Source organism: Nocardia transvalensis NBRC 15921, assembly GCF_000308875.1.
GTDB lineage: Bacteria > Actinomycetota > Actinomycetes > Mycobacteriales > Mycobacteriaceae > Nocardia > Nocardia transvalensis.
Genome location: NZ_BAGL01000063.1, coordinates 205,624 through 224,708, shown reverse-complemented (window position 1 = coordinate 224,708; position 19,085 = coordinate 205,624). Strand labels below are relative to the sequence as shown.

1 pseudogene is annotated in these 19,085 nt (G+C 72.1%); it reads left to right on the top strand.

The features are described from left to right. Positions 1 to 229: 229 nt before the first annotated feature. A pseudogene (locus ON41_RS43960) lies at positions 230 to 19,084 on the top strand (SDR family NAD(P)-dependent oxidoreductase); the annotation flags it as partial. Position 19,085: the final 1 nt, after the last annotated feature.

Sequence of the window (19,085 nt, the reverse complement as noted above, 5' to 3'; positions counted from 1 at the left end):
ATCGATGATGGAGGTCTCTTCGCGCGCTGAGGCGAGTCGAGCAAGGCAGAAGTGCCGCAAGGCGGCTGAACGTTGTGTGACCGGGTCGGGTGGCCGTGCGCCGATGGTGAATCGTACCAACGCACGGTGCATTCGGTTGCTCGAACCGGGCTGGTGAAGATTGGTGTTCCGGATGTATGGCTCTTTCCTCGACGTGCTGACCACCCGCGAATCGGTGCAGCCCCATACGATCGCCTACCGATTCCTGGAGACCGGGGACGTCGGCGGTCCGGCGACCGAACTGTCGTATGCGCAGGTGAACCGGCGCGCCCGCGCGATCGGCGCCCACCTCGGCGAGCGCGGTCTCGCGGGCGGCCGGGCGCTGCTGCTGTACCCGCCGGGACTGGAGTTCGTCTCCGGATTCCTCGGCTGCCTCGCGGGCGCGGTGGTGGCGGTGCCCGCGCCGCTGCCGCAGCCGCACGAGATGGATCGCGCGCTCCGGCGCCTGCGCGAGATGACGGCCGACGCCGGTATCGACGTGATTCTCGCGACCAGGCCGGTGCTGGACGCGATTTCCGCTGTGGCACAGCAGATCCCCGAACTACTGGCGGTGCCGTGGCTCGCCACCGAGGAGATTCCGGACGGGGACGCGCACGCGTGGCGGGAACCGGCGCTGGGCCCGGACTCCCTCGCGTTCCTGCAATACACCTCCGGCTCCACGAGCGCGCCGCGCGGCGTGATGGTCACGCACGGCAACCTGCTACACAATCAGCGGGCGATCGGCGAGGTCATGGACGATTCGCCCGAGAAGGTCGCCGACTGGGACGGCGCCGCGTTCTCGGTGAGCTGGCTGCCGATGTACCACGATATGGGGCTGATCGGCCCGGTACTGCACACGCTCTACGTCGGGGCGACCACGGTACTGCTGTCACCGCTGCACTTCCTGCAGCAGCCGCGGCGATGGCTCGACGCGGTCTCCGCGTACGGCGTGCACTCCAGCGGCGGGCCCAACTTCGGATACGAGCTGACCCTGCGCCGCGCGACGCCGGAATGGCGGGACTCCCTGGACCTGAGCCGGTGGCGGGTGGCGTTCAACGGCGCCGAGCCGGTACGCGCCGATACGCTGCGCCGGTTCGGAAACTTCTTCGCGGGGGCGGGATTTCGGTCCGAGGCGCTGCAACCGGTGTACGGGCTGGCCGAGGCCACCCTGCTGGTCTCCGGCACACCCGCGGGCCGGCTGCCCACGCTGGCCGACCATCCGGATGTCGCCGGAAAGGTCGTCGGCGCAGGGTATCCCGCGACGGGCGTCACCGTGGTGATCGCCGATGCCGAGCGCGCCACGGAACTCGCCGACGGGGAGATCGGCGAGATCTGGGTGGCCGGTGACAGTGTCGCCGCGGGCTATGTGGGCGACGAGGCCGAGACCGCCGAGGTCTTCGGTGCGAGCCTGGTCGACGGGCGCACCGGATTCCTCCGCACGGGCGACCTCGGATTCCGTTCCACCGGTGAGCTTTTCGTCGCCGGACGCAGCAAAGACCTGCTCGTCGTCGACGGCCGCAACCACTATCCGCAGGATCTGGAGCTGACCGCGGAGGAGGCGCACGACGCCGTCCGGCGCGGCTGCGTCGCCGCGTTCTCCGTCGACGAGGACGCGGGCGAGCGCGCGGTGATCGTCGCGGAGGTGCGCACCACCGACGCGGCGGCGCTCGAGGCCGTCGAGGACGCGGTGCGCGCCGCCGTCGGGCTCGAACACGGGCTGGCGGTGCGCGAGGTGGTCACGATCGCACCGCGCACCATTCCCAAGACCAGCAGCGGCAAGATCCAGCGACAGGCGTGCCGGAAGGCCTATCTCGCAGGAGAATTGGTCACCGTGGAGCGGACCGACGCCGCGCCGCGCGAGGGTTTCGGGGCCGCGCGCCGCGACGACGAGCTGACGCGGTGGCTGGTGGACACCGTCGCCGCCGCGACGAGCCTGGACACGTCGCGGATCGACACCGGGCGGCCACTGATGGAGTTCGGGCTCGGCTCGCGCGGTCTCGTGGAGCTGGCCGCGCAGCTCTCGGAACACCTGGGGCGGCAACTGGATCCGAGCGTCGTCTTCGACTATCCGACGATCGACCTCCTCACCGCCGCACTCGAGGCGGACGAGCCGGCGGTGCCGGAGGACGCGCCGGGCGCCGGGGACGACGCCGTGGCCATCGTCTCCATGGCCTGCCGATTCCCGGGCGGGGTGACCGATCCGGAGGAGCTGTGGCGGCTGCTCGCCGACGGCGTCGACGTCGTCTCCGGTCCGCCCGCGGGCCGCTGGGACACCGACGGGCTGCTGGATTCCGATCCCGACGCGATCGGCAAGGCGTACACGCTGCGCGGCGGATTCGTCGACGGCATCGACCTTTTCGACGCCGAGTTCTTCGGGATCGCGCCGAAGGAGGCGGCCGCCATGGATCCGCAGCAGCGGCTGCTGCTGCAGGCGAGCTGGGAGGCGATCGAGCGGTCCGGGCGCGACCCGCGGCAGCTGAACGGGACCTCGACCGGCGTCTACCTCGGCCTGTACAGCAGCGGTTATCTGGCCGGAGTCGGGCTGGGGGAGCTGAACGGCTACGTCGGCACCGGGACCGCGCCGAGCGTGGCCTCCGGCCGCATCTCCTACTCGCTCGGGCTGCGCGGGCCCGCGGTCACGGTCGATACCGCGTGCTCGTCGTCGCTGGTCGCGCTGCATCTGGCGGCGCAGGCGCTGCGGCTGGGCGAATGCGATGCCGCGCTGGCGGGCGGTGCGACGCTGCTGGTCTCGCCGAGCGCGCACGTGGAGTTCAGCCGGCTCGGGGTGCTGTCGAAGAGCGGCCGGTGCGCCCCCTTCGCCGCCGACGCCGACGGCGCGGTGTGGTCGGAGGGCTGCGGCGTGGTCCTGCTGAAACGCCTGGACGACGCGCTGCGCGACGGCGATCCCGTCCTCGCCGTCCTGCGCGGCTCCGCGATCAATCAGGACGGCCGCAGCCAGGGCCTGAGCGCGCCGAACGGCCCCGCGCAACAGCGGGTCGTGCGCGCCGCGCTGCGGGCCGCGGGTCTCGAACCCGGCGACGTGGACTACGTGGAGGCGCACGGCACCGGCACCGCCCTCGGTGATCCCATCGAATCACGCGCTCTGGCAGAGGTTTTCGGACCAGGCCGGGAGGCGGGCCGCCCCCTCGGAATCGGCTCGCTGAAATCCAATCTCGGGCACACCCAGGCCGCCGCGGGTATCGCGGGCGTCATCAAGACGGTGCTGTCGCTGCGGCACGGGATGCTGCCCGCCTCGCTGCACGCCGAGACGGTGAGCCCGCAGGTCGACTGGGAGCGCGCCGGCCTGCGCGTGCAGAACCACGCCACGCCCTGGCCGCCCGGTGCGCGGGTGCGTCGGGCCGGCGTGAGCGCCTTCGGCATCAGCGGCACCAACGCACACGTCGTGCTGGAGGAGGCGCCGCGGACAGAGTCTGCGCACGAGGCGTCCGGCGACATCGCACCGACGTTGTATCCGCTCTCCGCGCGCACACCGGCGTCGCTGCGGGGCCAGGCGGAGCGATTGCACGCGCTGGTCGATGGTGATGCCGAGCTTTCGCTGCCTGCGCTTGCGCGGTCGCTGGTTGTGCAGCGCGGTCATTTCGAGCGGCGTGCCGTCGTGCTTGCCGGGAACCGGGACGACCTGCTTGCCGGGCTGCGTGCGCTCGCGGATGGTCGGCCGCACGAGAGCGTCGTGGTGGGGCGGGACGCCGCGGTGCCATCGGGGAAGCTGGCTTTCGTTCACACCGGCTATCACCTCGGGCTGGCCGAATCGGCGCGGGCCTGGCGGGGGCGTGGCGTGGCGCCCGATTCGGTGGTCGAGGCCGCCGACTCCGTGGCCGCGACGATCGAGCGGTTGCGGGGCGACGGGTTCCGGTTCTTCGTGGAACTGGGCGAGGCGACGGCGTCGGATATCGACGGGGTCGTGGTCGTCGGCTCGCACGATATGGATCGCGCGCTGGCGGGACTGTACGCGGGCGGATGGGATGTCGACTGGTCCCGGCTGGTGCCCGCGCAAGGCCGCGTCGACCTGCCGACCTACGCCTGGGATCTGCGGTCGTTCTGGACCGAACCGGCCGGCGGCGGCGCGGATCGTCTCGGCCTGCGCCCGGCCGACCATCCCCTGCTGGCCGCCGTTGTGCCGCAGCCGGATTCGGGCGGCGTGACCCTGACCGGGCGGTTGTCGGTCGCGACCCAGCCGTGGCTGGGCGACCACGCGGTGGGATCGTCCGAGGACCGGACCGTCCTGCTGCCCGGTACCGGATTCGTCGAACTGGCCGTGCGGGCCGGGGACGAGGTGGACTGCCGCGAGATCACCGAACTGGTCGTCACCACCCCGCTGGTGCTGCCCGCGCACGGCGGGATCGATATCCAGGTCGTGGCCGGTGCGGCCGAGCCGTCGGGTGAGCGCGCCCTGTCGATCTACGCACGGGCGGACCATGATTCGGGCGAGTGGACGCTGCACGCGCGCGGCGCGCTGGCCCCCGGTGATGCCGCCGCGCCGTACCAGGGGGGCGACTGGCCGCCGGCCGGGGCCGTTGCCCTCGACGTGGACGATCTCTACGACCGATTCGCCGACAACGGCCTGGACTACGGCCCGGCGTTCCGTGGCCTGCGTGCGGCGTGGCGGGACGGCGACGACATCCTCGCCGAGGTGGCGCTGCCCGATGCCGCGGACGTCGGCCGCTACCGCCTGCACCCCGCCCTGCTCGACGCCGCGCTGCACGCCGTCGCATTGACCGGCGTCGCGGCCGAATCGGGCACGGTGGCCCTGCCGTTCCTCTGGAACGACGTCACGGTCCACGCCGTCGGGGCCTCGGTCCTGCGGGTGCGCCTGGCCAGGTCCGCCGACGACACCGTGCGCCTGATCGCTACCGACGAGGCGGGCGAGCCGGTAGCCGATATCGGCAGCCTCACCCTCCGCCCCATGTCCCTGTCGGAACTCGTTGCGCCGCACCCGGATTCACAGAATTCTCTTTACGCCGTCGACTGGGTATCCGTGCCGATCCCGGACCCGTCCTCGCCGCAACGACCCGCATCCCTCCTGCGCTGTGATGCCCTCGAATCGCCCGAGACCGTCGACCGGCCGTCGATTCCTGCCGACGAGACGGTCGAGGACGATGCCCTGAGTTACGGGCGGCACGCGCTGCGCACCGACGATGAGCCCGAGCCGAGCGCCGCCGAAATATCGGTGGGCACTGACGATTTCGTACTCGATGTGCGGGTCGAGGCCGAGCGGGTGCTGGCGCGAGTGCAGCAGTGGCTCGCGGGCGATCACGGCGATTCCCGATTGGTGATTCTCACGCACGGGGCCGTGGCTACCGAGCCCGCCGAGGACGTCTCGAATCTCCGGCACGCCCCGGCCTGGGGCCTGTTGCGCTCGGCGCAGACCGAGAATCCGGATCGCCTCGTCCTGGTCGATGTCGACGATCCCGCCGACACTGACACCGCATTCTTCGCGGCTCGCACCCTGGACGAGCCCCAGCTGGCGATGCGCGGCGGCGAGCTGCGGGTACCGAGGCTGGCTCGGGTCGAGCCCGAATCGGCACGGCCGGAATGGGATACGGACGGGACGGTCCTGATCTCCGGTGGCACCGGCGTGGTGGGTGGCGAGATCGCTCGCCATCTGGTGACCGCGCACGGCGTCGGGCATCTGGTGCTGCTCGGACGGCGCGGCCGTGACGCCGACGGCGCGGCCGCACTCGAAGACGACCTGCGCGGGCTGGGCGCGGAGGTCCGCATCGAGGCGTGCGACGCCGCCGACCGCGAGGCCCTGGCGGCCGTTCTGGCCGCGATCGGGCCGGACCACCCGCTGACCGCGGTCGTCCACGCCGCCGGGGCGCTGGACGACGCGGTGTTCTCCGCGCTCACACCCGACGCTCTCGACACGGTCTTCCGCCCCAAGGTCGACGCGGCCTGGAACCTGCACGAGCTGACCGCCGACGGGGACCTCTCGGCCTTCGTGCTGTTCTCGTCGGTCGCGGGCGTCCTCGGCGCGCCCGGCCAGGGCAACTACGCCGCCGCCAACTCCTTCCTCGACGCGCTGGCCCACCATCGCCGCGGCCGCGGCCTGCCCGCCACCTCGCTCGCCTGGGGCTGGTGGGAACGCGACACCGGGATGACCGGTCACCTCGACGAGGCCGACCGCGCCCGGCTCGGTCGCGGCGGCATCATCCCCCTGCCCTCGGAACGGGCTCTCGCGCAGTTCGATTCGGCGCTGGCAGCCGATCGCCCGCTGCTGGTTCCCGCGCGCATCGATACCGCCGCGATCGCCACACTCGACGAGATCCCGCCGCTGCTGCGTGGCATGGTCCGCACCCGGCGGCGCACGGCCGGAGCGTCCGGCGCGGCAGCACGCTTCGCCGCCCGCTTCGCGGGCCTCACCGTGCCCGAGCAGGAAGACCTGGTGCTGGCGGCGATTCGCGAGCACGCGGCGGCCGTACTCGGCCACGACGCCGGTCACACCCTCGACGCCGCGCACCCCTTCACGGAGGCGGGATTCGATTCCCTCGGTGCCGTGGACCTGCGCAACCGCCTGCACCGCGAGACCGGAATCCGGTTGCCCGCGACCGCCGTCTTCGACCACCCGACGCCGCAGGCGCTCGCCCGCCACCTGCACGCCGAACTCACGGGCGCGCAGGCGCCGGTCCTGGCGGCGGCTCCCGTCGCGACGACCGACGATCCCATCGTGATCGTCGGCACCGCATGCCGTTTCGGCGGCGGCATCGCCTCCCCGGAGGATCTCTGGGAAGTTCTGACCGACCGCCGCGACGTGCTCTCGGACTTCCCCGCCGATCGCGGCTGGGACATCGACGCGCTCTACGACCCGGACCCCGACAACCCCGGCACCACCTACACCCGCACCGGCGCGTTCATCGACGCCGTCGCCGATTTCGACGCCGGCCTGTTCCGCATCGGCCCGCGCGAGGCGGCGGCCATGGACCCCCAGCAGCGGCTGCTGCTCGAGGTGTCCTGGGAAGCTCTCGAACGATCGGGCATCGACCCGAACTCGTTGCGCGGCAGCACGACCGGCGTGTACGCGGGCGCCCTGTACCAGGACTACGTCTCGCGGCTGCGGGGCAGGATCCCCGCCGAGGCGCAGGGATATCTCGGCACCGGCAACGGCGGCAGCGTCCTGTCCGGGCGCATCGCGTATTCGCTGGGGCTGGAGGGGCCCGCGGTCACCGTGGATACTGCGTGCTCGTCGTCGCTGGTCGCCCTGCATCTCGCCGCGCAGGCGCTGCGGTCGGGGGAGTGCTCGATGGCGCTCGTCGGCGGCGTCACGGTGATGTCCTCGCCCGACGTCTTCATCGAATTCTCGCGCCAGCGCGCCATTTCCGTGGACGGGCGCTGCAAGGCCTTCGCCGACGGCGCCGATGGCACCGGCTGGGGCGAGGGCGTCGGCGTCCTGGTCCTGGAGCGGCAGTCCGACGCCGTCCGCAACGGGCACCGCCCGCTGGCCGTGGTCGCGGGTTCGGCGGTGAACCAGGACGGCGCGAGCAACGGCCTGTCTGCGCCGAACGGCCCCTCGCAGCAGCGCGTGATCACCCAGGCCCTGGCGAACGCGCACGTCGCGGCCACCGAGGTCGACGCCGTGGAGGCGCACGGCACCGGCACCGCACTCGGCGACCCCATCGAGGCACAGGCGCTGCTGGCCACCTACGGCCGCGACCGCCCGGCCGAGCGGCCGCTGCGGCTGGGTTCGGTGAAATCCAATATCGGGCACACCCAGGGCGCCGCCGGTGTCGCGGGCATCATCAAGATGATCGAGGCCATGCGCCGCGGGATACTCCCGGCGACACTGCACGTGGACGCGCCCAGCTCCCACGTGGATTGGACGTCCGGCGCGGTGGAACTGCTCACCGAAGAGCGAGAATGGCCCGCGCCGGGCCGTCCGCGCAGGGCGGGCGTGTCGTCCTTCGGGATCAGCGGCACCAACGCGCACGTCATCCTCGAGGAGGCCGCCGCGGTCGACCTCGAGCGGGCCGCGGCGATCGACGCCGAGCAGGCCGTGGTGAACGCCGCCGAATCGGCAGCGGCTACGCGCACGCTCGACACGGTGCCGTGGATACTGTCCGGTGCGACGCGAACCGCGGTGATCGCGCAGGCCGCGAAGCTCCTCGTGCATCTGGAGGAGCATCCCGACCTCGACATCGTCGATATCGGCTGGTCGCTGGCGACGAGCCGTGCCCGGCTGGACGAGACCGCAGTGATCGCGGGCGCGGACCGCGAGCAATTGGTAGACGGATTGCGCTCCCTGACAACAGAGTCCGCCGACGAGCGAGTGTGGGAACTCGCCACGACGGACTGGGCGGAGTTGCGACGAGACCCCGCCGCGGTCTTCGCCGGAACCGGTGCGCGCCGGATCGACCTGCCCACCTACGCATTTCAGCGCCGCCGTTACTGGCTCGAACCCTCCGAACCCGTCGTCGCCGCCGACCGGGTGCTCGCGGCCTATCCGCTCTCCGCGCCGACCGAGGCCGGGCTGCACGACGAGGCCGCCCGCCTGGCGCGCGTCCTGGAATCCGACCGCGCCGCCGATCTGCGCTCTCTCGCAAGCTCGTTGGCGCACCACCCGCACTCCGGCCACCGTGCCGTCGTGGTGACCCGGGACCGGGCCGGACTGCTCGCCGGACTGCGCGGCCTCGCCGCCGGGGAATCCGCGCCCGGACTGATCCGGTCGACCGGCGCCGCCGAACCGGGCAAGCTGGCGTTCGTCTTCCCGGGCCAGGGCGCGCAGTGGGTCGGGATGGCCCGCGATCTGCTCATCGAATCCCCGGCGTTCCGTGCCGAATTCGAGCGGTGCGACGCCGCGCTCTACCCGCTGACGGAGTGGTCGGTCGCGGCCGCCCTGCGCGGCGAGGACTCCGCGCCGTCGCTGGCGGATCTGATCGACCGCGAAGAAGTGGTCCAGCCGGTGCTGTTCGCGGTGATGGTGTCGCTGGCGGCGGTGTGGCGCGCCCACGGCGTCGAACCCGACGCGGTCGTCGGGCACAGCCAGGGTGAGATCGCCGCCGCGTATGTCGCGGGCGCGCTGAGCCTGGCCGATGCCGCCGCCGTCGTCGCCCTGCGCAGTCAGGCCATGGCGGCCAACGACGGCGCCGGGCTGATGGCCGTGATCGGATTGCCCAGGGCGGCAGTCGAATCGCGGCTCGAGGCGCTCGACGGCCGGGTGTCGGTGGCCGCCGTCAACAGCGGGCGGGCCACGGTCGTCTCCGGCGAGCCCGAACCGTTGCGCGCGCTGCTGGCCGAACTCGACCGTGAGCTGGTGTTCACCCGCAAACTCGCGATCCGGCGGCCGTCACACTGCCGCCAGGTGGAGCCCATCCGGGACCGGCTGCTGGCCGATCTCGCCGGTCTCGAACCCCGCCCGAGCGCGCTGGACTGGTACTCCACGGTGCTCGGTGAGCACATCGGCGATCGCGCGCCCGATGCCGAGTACTGGTATTCGAACCTGCGCCACACTGTCCGGTTCGCCGACACGGTCGACACGATGCTGGCCGACGGCGTCCGCTACTTCGTGGAGATGGGCGTCCATCCGTCGCTGCAACCCGCGGTCGACACCCTCGCGGAGGACGCCGGATACGACATCGTGTCGGCCGGCTCGCTGCGGCGCGGCGACCACGGCCCCACCTGCCTGTACGAAGGGCTCGCACAGCTGTACGCCGGTGGCCGCGATGTGGACTGGGGGCTGCTGCTGCCCGACGACGTCCGGCCCGAGACCGCCCCGGCGCTGGAGCATCTCGGCCTCCTCGATGCCGCCCATCCGTTCCTGAGTGCCGTTGTCCCGCATCATGATTCGGGCAGCCTACTGCTGGCGGGACGGCTGTCGCGGGCGGAGTGCCGGTGGCTGGCGGACCACAGCGTGGCGGCGGACGGCGCGTGGGTGCTGCTGCCCGGCGCCGGGCTGGTCGAACTCGCGCTGCGCGCCGGGCGGGAGGCGGGCTGCACCGCCGTCCGCGAACTGGTGCTGACCGCGCCGGTGGTGATCCCGGAACAGGGCGGGCTCGCGGTGCACGTGAGCGTCGGGGAACTCGACGACTCCGGCGAGCGGACCGTCTCGATCCACACCCGCCCCGAACCCGGCGGCGCCCTGCCGTGGACGCAGCACGCGCACGGCGTGCTCACCGCCGCGCCGCAGGACTGCCCGCCGGTCCACGACATGCAGACCTGGCCGCCGGAGGAGGCCGAGCCGCTCGACGTCGACGGGCTGTATCGCGAACTCGCCGCGCGCGGATACGTTTTCGGGCCCGCGTTCCGCGGGCTGCGGGCGGCGTGGCGGCGGGGCGACGATGTGTTCGCCGAGGTCGTCGCGCCCGAAGCGATCCAGGGCGAGACAGGGCTGTACGACCTGCATCCGGCCCTGATCGATGCCGCGCTGCACGCCCTCGGATTCGCCGAACGGGCCGTGGCCGAGGACAGCGTGCTGTTCCCGTTCTCCTGGTCGGGGGTGACGCTGCACGGTGCGGGCCCGGCCGCGCTGCGGGTGCGCCTGACTCCGGCGGGCGAGCGGCAGGTGCGCGTCGTCCTCGCCGACAGTGCCGGAGATCCGGTGGCGCACATCGAGTCGTTCGCCGTCCGGGAGGTGCCCGCGACACGGCTGGCGGCGCTGATCACCGCCGCGCGGCCGGCCCCCGCGCGGACCGCCGAGCAGCCGCGGATCCTCGCTCGTCTCACCGGCCTGCCCGAGGCCGACCGGCGGCGGATGCTGCTGACGGTCATCCGGGACCAGGCCGCCGAGGTGCTCGGCCACGACGGCGGTCATGCGGTCGAGCCCGAATCCACCTTCAAGGAACTCGGATTCGACTCGCTGGGCGCGGTCGAATTCCGCAACCGCCTCCGCCGTCTCACCGGCGTGAAGCTGCCCGCGACGACCGTCTTCGACTACCCGACACCGGCAGGGCTCGCCGATCACCTTCTGTCCGAACTGGGTTCGCCCGAGAAGCCTGCGCCGACCGCGCTGCCCGCACCCACCCTCGATCCCGCCGACGATCCGGTGGTGATCGTCGGAGTCGGCTGCCGGTATCCCGGCGGGGTGACATCGATGGACGATCTGTGGGACGTCGTCGCCGGTGGGCGCTCGGTGCAGTCGCCGTTCCCGGAGGACCGCGGGTGGGATCTGGACACCCTCTTCGATCCGGATCCCGACAAGTCCGGCACGACCTACACCCGCACCGGCGGATTCCTGCACGACGCGGCCGATTTCGACGCGGCGTTCTTCCGGATCAGCCCGCGCGAGGCGGCGGCCATGGATCCGCAGCAGCGGCTCATGCTGGAGATCTCGTGGGAGGCGCTGGAACGCTCCGGTATCGATCCGAAGACGTTGCGCGGCAGCCTGACCGGCGTCTACGCGGGTGTGTCCTATATCGACTACGTCTCCCGGCTCGCGGGCCGGGTGCCGGACGGCGCGGAAGCGTTCCTCGGCGAGAGCATCACCAGCAGTGTCGTTTCCGGCCGGGTCGCCTACAGCCTGGGTCTGGAGGGCCCGGCGGTCTCGGTGGACACCGCGTGCTCGTCGTCCCTGGTCGCTCTGCACCTGGCGGCGCGGGCGCTGCGGGCGGGCGAGTGCACGCTGGCGCTGGCGGGCGGCGTGACCGTCATGTCGACACCCAGTGTGTTCGTGGGGTTCTCCCGGCAGCGAGGTCTGGCGCCGGACGGTCGCGTGAAGGCGTTCGCCGACGCGGCCGATGGCACCGGATTCTCCGAGGGCGCGGGTGTCGTTGTACTGGAACGTCTTTCGGACGCGGTGCGCAACGGGCACCCGGTGCTCGCCGTGGTCCGGGGTTCGGCGGTGAACCAGGACGGTGCCAGTAACGGGATGGCCGCGCCCAACGGGCCGTCGCAGCGCCGCGTGATCACCCAGGCACTCGCCGACGCCCGGGTGTCGCCGGCCGACGTCGATGTCGTGGAAGCGCACGGCACCGGCACGACCCTCGGCGACCCCATCGAGGCGCAGGCTCTGCTGGCCACCTACGGGCAGGATCGTCCCGCGGGCAGGCCACTGCGGCTGGGCTCGCTCAAGTCCAATCTCGGTCACACGCAAGCGGCGTCCGGCGTCGGCGGCGTCATCAAGATGGTCGCGGCCATGCGGCACGGGCTCATGCCCGCCACGCTGCACGTCGACGTTCCGAGTACCCACGTCGACTGGTCGGCGGGCGAGGTCGAACTGCTGACCGAGGCCCACGAATGGCCCGCGCTCGACCGTCCGCGCCGAGCGGGCGTGTCGTCCTTCGGAATCAGCGGCACCAATGTGCACGTCATCCTCGAGCAAGCGGCAACGGTCGAACCGGTCACGACGACGGACACCGGCCCGGCAATTCAGATCTATACCGATCCGACTGCATCCCAGAGTGATCCCACAATCGATAGCGAGCTTGCGAGTTCAGGGGCGCGGCCAGGGATGTTCGATCGGCCGGTCGGTTCGGGAGAGCGCGTTGCCGTGTTGTCGCGGGTGCGGACGGCGGTGTTGCCGTACGTGCTGTCCGGCGTGACCGCGGAAGCCGTGTCGGCGCAGGCCGCGCGGCTGGTCGAGCATCTGGAACGGCATCCCGGCCTGCGTCCGGCCGATGTCGGCTGGTCGCTGGCGGCGACCCGGTCCACCTTCGACGTGCGAGCCGTCGTGCTCGGTGACTCCCGCGAGCGGCTGCTCGACGGATTGCGGTCGCTGGCGGCGGACGAGAAGTCCGACGATGTGGTGCGCGGGACCCGTTCCGGTACCGGCGATCCCGTCTTCGTCTTCGCCGGGAACGGCTCGCAATGGCAGGGCATGGCGCTCGAACTGCTCGAGTCGTCACCCGTCTTCGCCGACCGGCTGCGCGAATGCGCCGATGTGCTGAGCGAATTCGTCGACTGGTCGCTGCTCGACGTGCTGCGCGGCGCCGAGGACGCGCCCGAGATGGATCGGCTGGATGTGGTTCAGCCGGTGCTGTTCGCGGTATCGGTGTCGCTGGCGCGGCTCTGGGAATCGCTGGGCGTGCGCCCGGCGGCGGTGATCGGCCACTCGCAGGCCGAGATCGCCGCCGCCTGCGTGGCAGGTGCGCTGACGTTGCGCGAGGCCGCGGGCCTGGTGGCGCGGCGCGGGCAGGCGCTGACCGGCCTCGCGGGATCCGGGGCCATGGCGACGATCGCCGCCCCGGCCGACCGCGTGCGTGAACTGCTCGCGCCGTGGGACGGCCGCATCGAGGTCGGTGCGATCAACGGCCCCGCCTCGACCGTCGTATCGGGTGACCGCGCTGCCGTCGAGGAACTGCTCACGCAGTGCGAGGCCGAAGGCACCTGGGCCCGCCGCATCGCCGTCGACTACAGCTCGCACTCCCACCACGTGGAGCCCGCGCGCGACCGCCTGACGGAGGCATTCGCCGGCACGTCGGCCGTCGCCGCACCGGTCGCGTTCTTCTCCACCGTGCGCGGCGAACAGCTCGAGACGACCGAACTCGACGCGGACTACTGGTACCGGAACGTCCGGGGCACCGTGCGTTTCGAGCAGGCCGTCCGGGCCGCCTACGAGGCCGGATACCGGTCGTTCGTCGAGGTCGGGCCGCACCCGTTGCTCACCGTCGGAATCCAGGAAACCGTCGACGCGATCGATCCGTCGGCGAACGTCTATATCGGTTCGACGGTCCTGCGTGGTGACGGCGGCCTGCCCCGCATGCTGACCGCCGCCGCCCAGCTGCATGCCGCGGGCGGATCCGTCGACTGGGCGCGCTGCTACGCGGGCTCCAGCGCACGCCGGGTCGACCTGCCGACGTACGCGTTCCAGCGCCGCCGGTACTGGCTCGAACCGGCACGGCCCGCGAATTCCGCCGGGCTGGAATGGAATTCGAACAGTCATCCGTTCGTGGCGGCGGTCGTACCGCAACCCGCGTCGGAGCAGGTGTCGCTCATCGGCTCGGTCTCGCTGCGTGCCCTGCCCTGGCTCGCCGATCACGCGGTGTCGGGAACCGTACTGTTCCCCGGCGCGGGATTCGTGGAACTCGCCGTGCGCGCGGGGGACGAGGTCGGTTGCGGCACCGTCACCGAACTGGTCCTGGAAGCGCCTCTCGTAGTGCCGAACCGGGGGTCTGTCCAGATCCAGGCCCTGGTCGGCGATATGGACCCGGCGGGTGGTCGTCCGATCTCGATCTACTCGCGGCTCGAGGGCGACTCCGGCTCCTGGCAGCGTCACGCTCAGGGGACACTGTCGGCCGAGGAGGCGAAAGCGCCTGTCCTCGAGGAGTTCCCGTCCGCGTCTCCGCACACGGCGGAAGTAGCCGGCGTGGCCGTCGACAACTGGGTGGCAGCCTGGCCGCCCGAGGGCTCCGCCCCTGTGGAACTCGATGGCGCGTACGAACGACTGCGTGACCGTGGTTACGGGTACGGGCCTGCCTTCCAAGGGATTCGGGCGCTGTGGCAGCGGGGCGACGATCTCTTCGCCGATATCGCGCTGCCCGAGGCGGTCCGTGACGGGGCGGGTGACTACTGCGTGCATCCGGCACTGCTCGACGCCGCGCTGCATACCGCTCTGTTCACCGATACCGGTGACGACCGGGTGTATCTGCCGCTCGCCTGGAACGACGTGACCGTGTGGGCCTCCGGAGCGGCGTCGCTGCGTATCCGGCTGCGCCGGTCGGGAACCGGAGGCGCGAGCCTCGTCGCCGTCGATCCCGCCGGGCAACCGGTGCTGTCCGTATCGTCGGTGATCGCACGACCCGTAGCGCTCGACAAGCTCACCGCCGCAACGACTTCCGGTGCCCATCGTGATCTGTACCGGGTCGAATGGCATCCGGTTCAGCCTGCCGCGACATCGGTCGAACCACCCCCGGTCGAGGTGATCGAGAGCGTGCCCGGGACCGGTGCGGAGGAGGTGCACGCGGCTACCCGCCGGATACTGGAAGTCCTGCAGGACCGGCTCGGCGACGACCGGGACGCCGGTACGACGCTGGTCGTGCACACCCGCCGCGCCGTCGCCCTCCCCGGCGAGGACGTCCACGACCTCGCCGGGGCAGCCGTCTGGGGCCTGGTGCGGTCGGCGCAGACCGAGAATCCGGGTCGAATCCTGCTGGTGGACACCGACGGGCCGCTCGATGCCGCGGCGGCTTCGGCGGTCGGGGAACCTCAGGTGGTCGTCCGCGGGGAGACAGCCCACGTGGCCCGGCTCGCTCGCGTGCCCGCGGCCGATTCCGGCGGTGCTTCGCTGGAAGGCGAGACGGTGCTGGTCACCGGTGCGTTCGGCGGTATCGGGACGGAACTGGCTCGTCACCTGGTCCGTGAGCACGGCGTCGAGCGACTGCTGCTCGCCGGCCGGCGCGGGCCGGAGACCCCGGGCGCGGCGGAGCTGTGTGCGGAACTGACGGAACTCGGGGCCGAAGTCAGTGCCGCGCAGTGCGATCTGACCGATGCGGAGAGCGTCCGCGCTCTGGTGGCACGCACGACGCCGACCGCTGTCGTCCACGTCGCGGGCGTCCTGGACGACGGCATCCTCGGCGCGCTGACCCCGGACCGGCTGTCCGCGGTGCTCGCGCCGAAGGTCGACGCCGCACTGCACCTGCACGAGGCGACCGCGCACCTGGAGCTGTCCCGGTTCGTGCTGTTCTCCTCGGTGTCGGGCGTCGTCGGCTCGCCCGGTCAGGCGAATTACGCGGCGGCCAACGCGTTCCTGGACGCGCTCGCCGCCCACCGCGTCGCGAAGGGGTTGCCGGGGCAGTCGCTGGCCTGGGGCATGTGGTCGGCCGGTCTGGCCGATTCGCTCGCCGGAGCCGATCGTGATCGGGTACGCCGCGCCGGTGTCGCCCCGCTGGCGCCCGCGGACGGTCTGGCGTTGTTCGACACCGCGATTCGCCTGCCCGACCCGGCCGTCGTACCCGTGCGCCTCAAGACCTCGGCGTTCGGGCATGCGGTTCCGCCGTTGCTGCGCGGGCTGATTCGCGCGCCGCGACGGGCCGCGGCGGCCGAAGCGGCCGATCCCGCCGCCGGGCCCCGGTTCGCCGCGCGCCTGGCCGGTCTGCCCGAGGGCGAGGCCGTCGCGGTCGCGCTGGATATGGTCCGCGAGCGCACCGCCGCCGTGCTCGGGCACGACCGGGCCGCGGATATCGGGGCCGAGCAGTCGTTCCAGAACTTCGGCTTCGATTCCCTCACCGCGGTCGAACTGCGCAACGGCCTGCGGGACAGCACGGGTATCGCCATCCCGGTCGCCGCGATGTTCGACAATCCGACCCCGGCGGCGCTGGCCCGATATCTCGTGGCCACCGCCGGATCGACGGTCGAGGACCTTCCGGCGGCGGCCGAGCGGCCGGAGGCACTGCCCGACGTCGAAACGCGACCGGCGACCCGAGACATGCTGCGGCTGCTTCGCAGTGCGGGGCAGGGGGTTCCGTCCACCGCGCACACCGTGTCCATGGCGGTCCGGCTCGTCGCTCCCGTCACCGAGACCGAGTTGTCGGCCATGGTGAGCGGGCTGGCGGGACGGCACGCGGCGCTGCGCACCACGATCGAGCCGAGCGAGGAACACGGCCGGAGCCTGCGGGTGCACCGGGAACCGACCGGCGCGCTGGTGCGCACCGGCCGCGTGGACGACCTGACCGGCGACACCGTGTCCGAACGGCTGCGTGCCTTGCTGGAACCGCCGTTCGATCCGGCCACCGGCCCGCTGTGGCGCTTCGAACTGCTCGAAACCGCTTCCGGCGACCAGGCTTTGATCTTCGGCGCGCACCACAGCGTGTCCGATATCGCGTCGATGCTGCTGGTCGCGGCGGAGCTGGACGACGAACTGTCCGGCAGGCGGCCCGAGGACGCCGCGTCGAACCGCGATATCGACGACCTCGTCACCGCGCAGAATCATCGACCCGCACCCAGCGGAACGACGGACTGGCGCACCGAATTCGAGGGCGCGCGGCGGCTCGACCTGACCCTGGCCGCGCCGCGCCCGCCGGTCAGGACGTACCGATCCGGCGCCGTGGCGGTGGAACTGCCCGACGGGCTGCTGGAACAGGTCACCGACCGGGCCCGCGAACTCGCCATCACGCCGGCCGCGTTCTTCCTCGGCGGCCTCACCGTGCTGCTGGCGCGCCGGCAACACGTCGACAAGTTCGTGCTGGCCGTTCCCGTCGACACCCGGATCTACGCCGACGCCCCGCGCGGCATCGGCTACTTCGGCATCCCGATGCCGTACCCCGCCGCGGTCGACCCGCACGAGCCCGCGTCGGAGGTGCTGCGCCGCACCGGTTCCCGGCTCCGGACGCTGCTCACCCAGGGTGCGGGCTTCTCGGATGTGCTGACCCTGCTGGCCGCCGAGGGCCTGCACCGGGACAACGCGCCCCTGATCGAGGTCTACTTCAACTTCCTCCGCTCGGGTCCCGCATTCGAGCAGTTGGAGGTCATCCCTGCCACGGCCGGCAGCACCGACCTGGACCTCATGGTCACCGTCATGGCCGACCACGGCCGCCTCGCCCTGATCTTCAACCACGACATCATCGACGCCCCCGCCGCCGAGGCCCTGGCAACCCAGTACCTCACCCTCCTGACCGACCTGGCCCGAACCCCGGACCAACAAGCGGGAGTCGCCCCCGAAGATCAGGCAGGGACGGAAGTAGCGCGGGATTCGGCCGAGGCTCCCAGCGGATCGGCGGGGACCGTGGCGCTCGGGGCGACATTCGCGTTGGGAACGTTGACGCGGCTGTGTGAGCTGGCCTTCGACGGAGCAGCGGTCGAGGAAGCGCCGTATCACCATGTGCTGACCGGTCTGCGGGATCCGTCCGGGGTGTTCGCCACGGCGGCGATCGGGGTCGTGCTGGTGCGTGCTGCCGATCTGGAACGGTTCGGGCCGATCGATGACGAGGCGCTGGCTCGGCTCGCGGACGACTATCCCGCCGCGGTCCGGTCGCTGACCGAGCGCACGCGACGGCCGCTGGTGGTCGGATTCCTGCCCGCGCGGTCCACGCACGACCGGCTCGCGCGGTGGGAGGGGCAGGTCGCCGACGCGCTGCGCGAGATGCCGGGTGTCGCCGTCATCGATGGCGAGGCATGGGTGCGCGGTCACGATGTGGGCGAGTGGTTCGACGAGCGCACCGACGTCATGGCGCATCTGCCGTTCACCCCCGAATTCCAAGCGGCCGTCGCGCTTACGCTCGCCGAGGTCCGCGCCGCCGCCGTGGCGACGCCGCCGAAGGTGATCGCGGTGGACGGCGACGAAACACTGTGGGGCGGCGTCGCCGCGGAAGCGGGCCCCGAACACGTCGACCTCACCGGCCCCCGCGAGCGCCTGGCGCGACGGCTGCTCCACTGGCGGGACGCGGGCGCGCTGCTGGTCCTCATCAGCAATAACGACGAGGAGACGGTCCGAGCCGTACTGGACCGCCCGGACGCCGTCCTGCGCGCCGAACACTTCACCGTGATCTCGGCGGGCTGGCGGCCCAAACCGGAGCGGCTCGCCGAGGCCGCGCGCGAATTGCGGCTCGGGCTGGACAGTTTCGTCTTCCTCGACGACAACGCCGTCGAAATCGCCCGGGTGCGTAGCGAATTGCCCCAGGTGCTCAGTGTGACCTGCCCCGCCGCAAGCGAACTCGACGGGTTCCTCGCCAGACTGTGGCCCGTCGTACCGATCGCGGTCACCGCCGAGGACGCCGCCCGCGTGCGGTACTACGCCGAGGAGCGCGATCGCGAGGAGGCGCGCGGCCGGACCGAATTCGCCGAATTCCTCGCCCAGCTGGACCTGCGCGTCGACATCGCCGAACTCGGCGACGAGACCGCCGAACGTGCCGCGCAACTCGTGCGCCGCACCAACCAGTTCGCCCTGCACAAGACCGCCGAGGGTGAGTTCGACCGATGGCGGCGCGACGGGGAGGTCTGGACCGCCTCCGCCGCCGACCGTTTCGGCGACTACGGGCAGATCGGCGTGCTGGCCGTCCGGGCCACCGGCGATACGCTGACCGTCCTGGGCTGGCACCTGAGCTGCCGCGCCCTCGGCCGCGGCGTGGAGGAACGGCTGCTCACCTGGCTCGCCGACCGCGCCGAAACCCTGGGCTGCACCGAGGTGCGCCTCACCGCACACGACACCGGCCGCAACGTCCCCGCCCGCCGCCTGCTCGCCCGCCTGG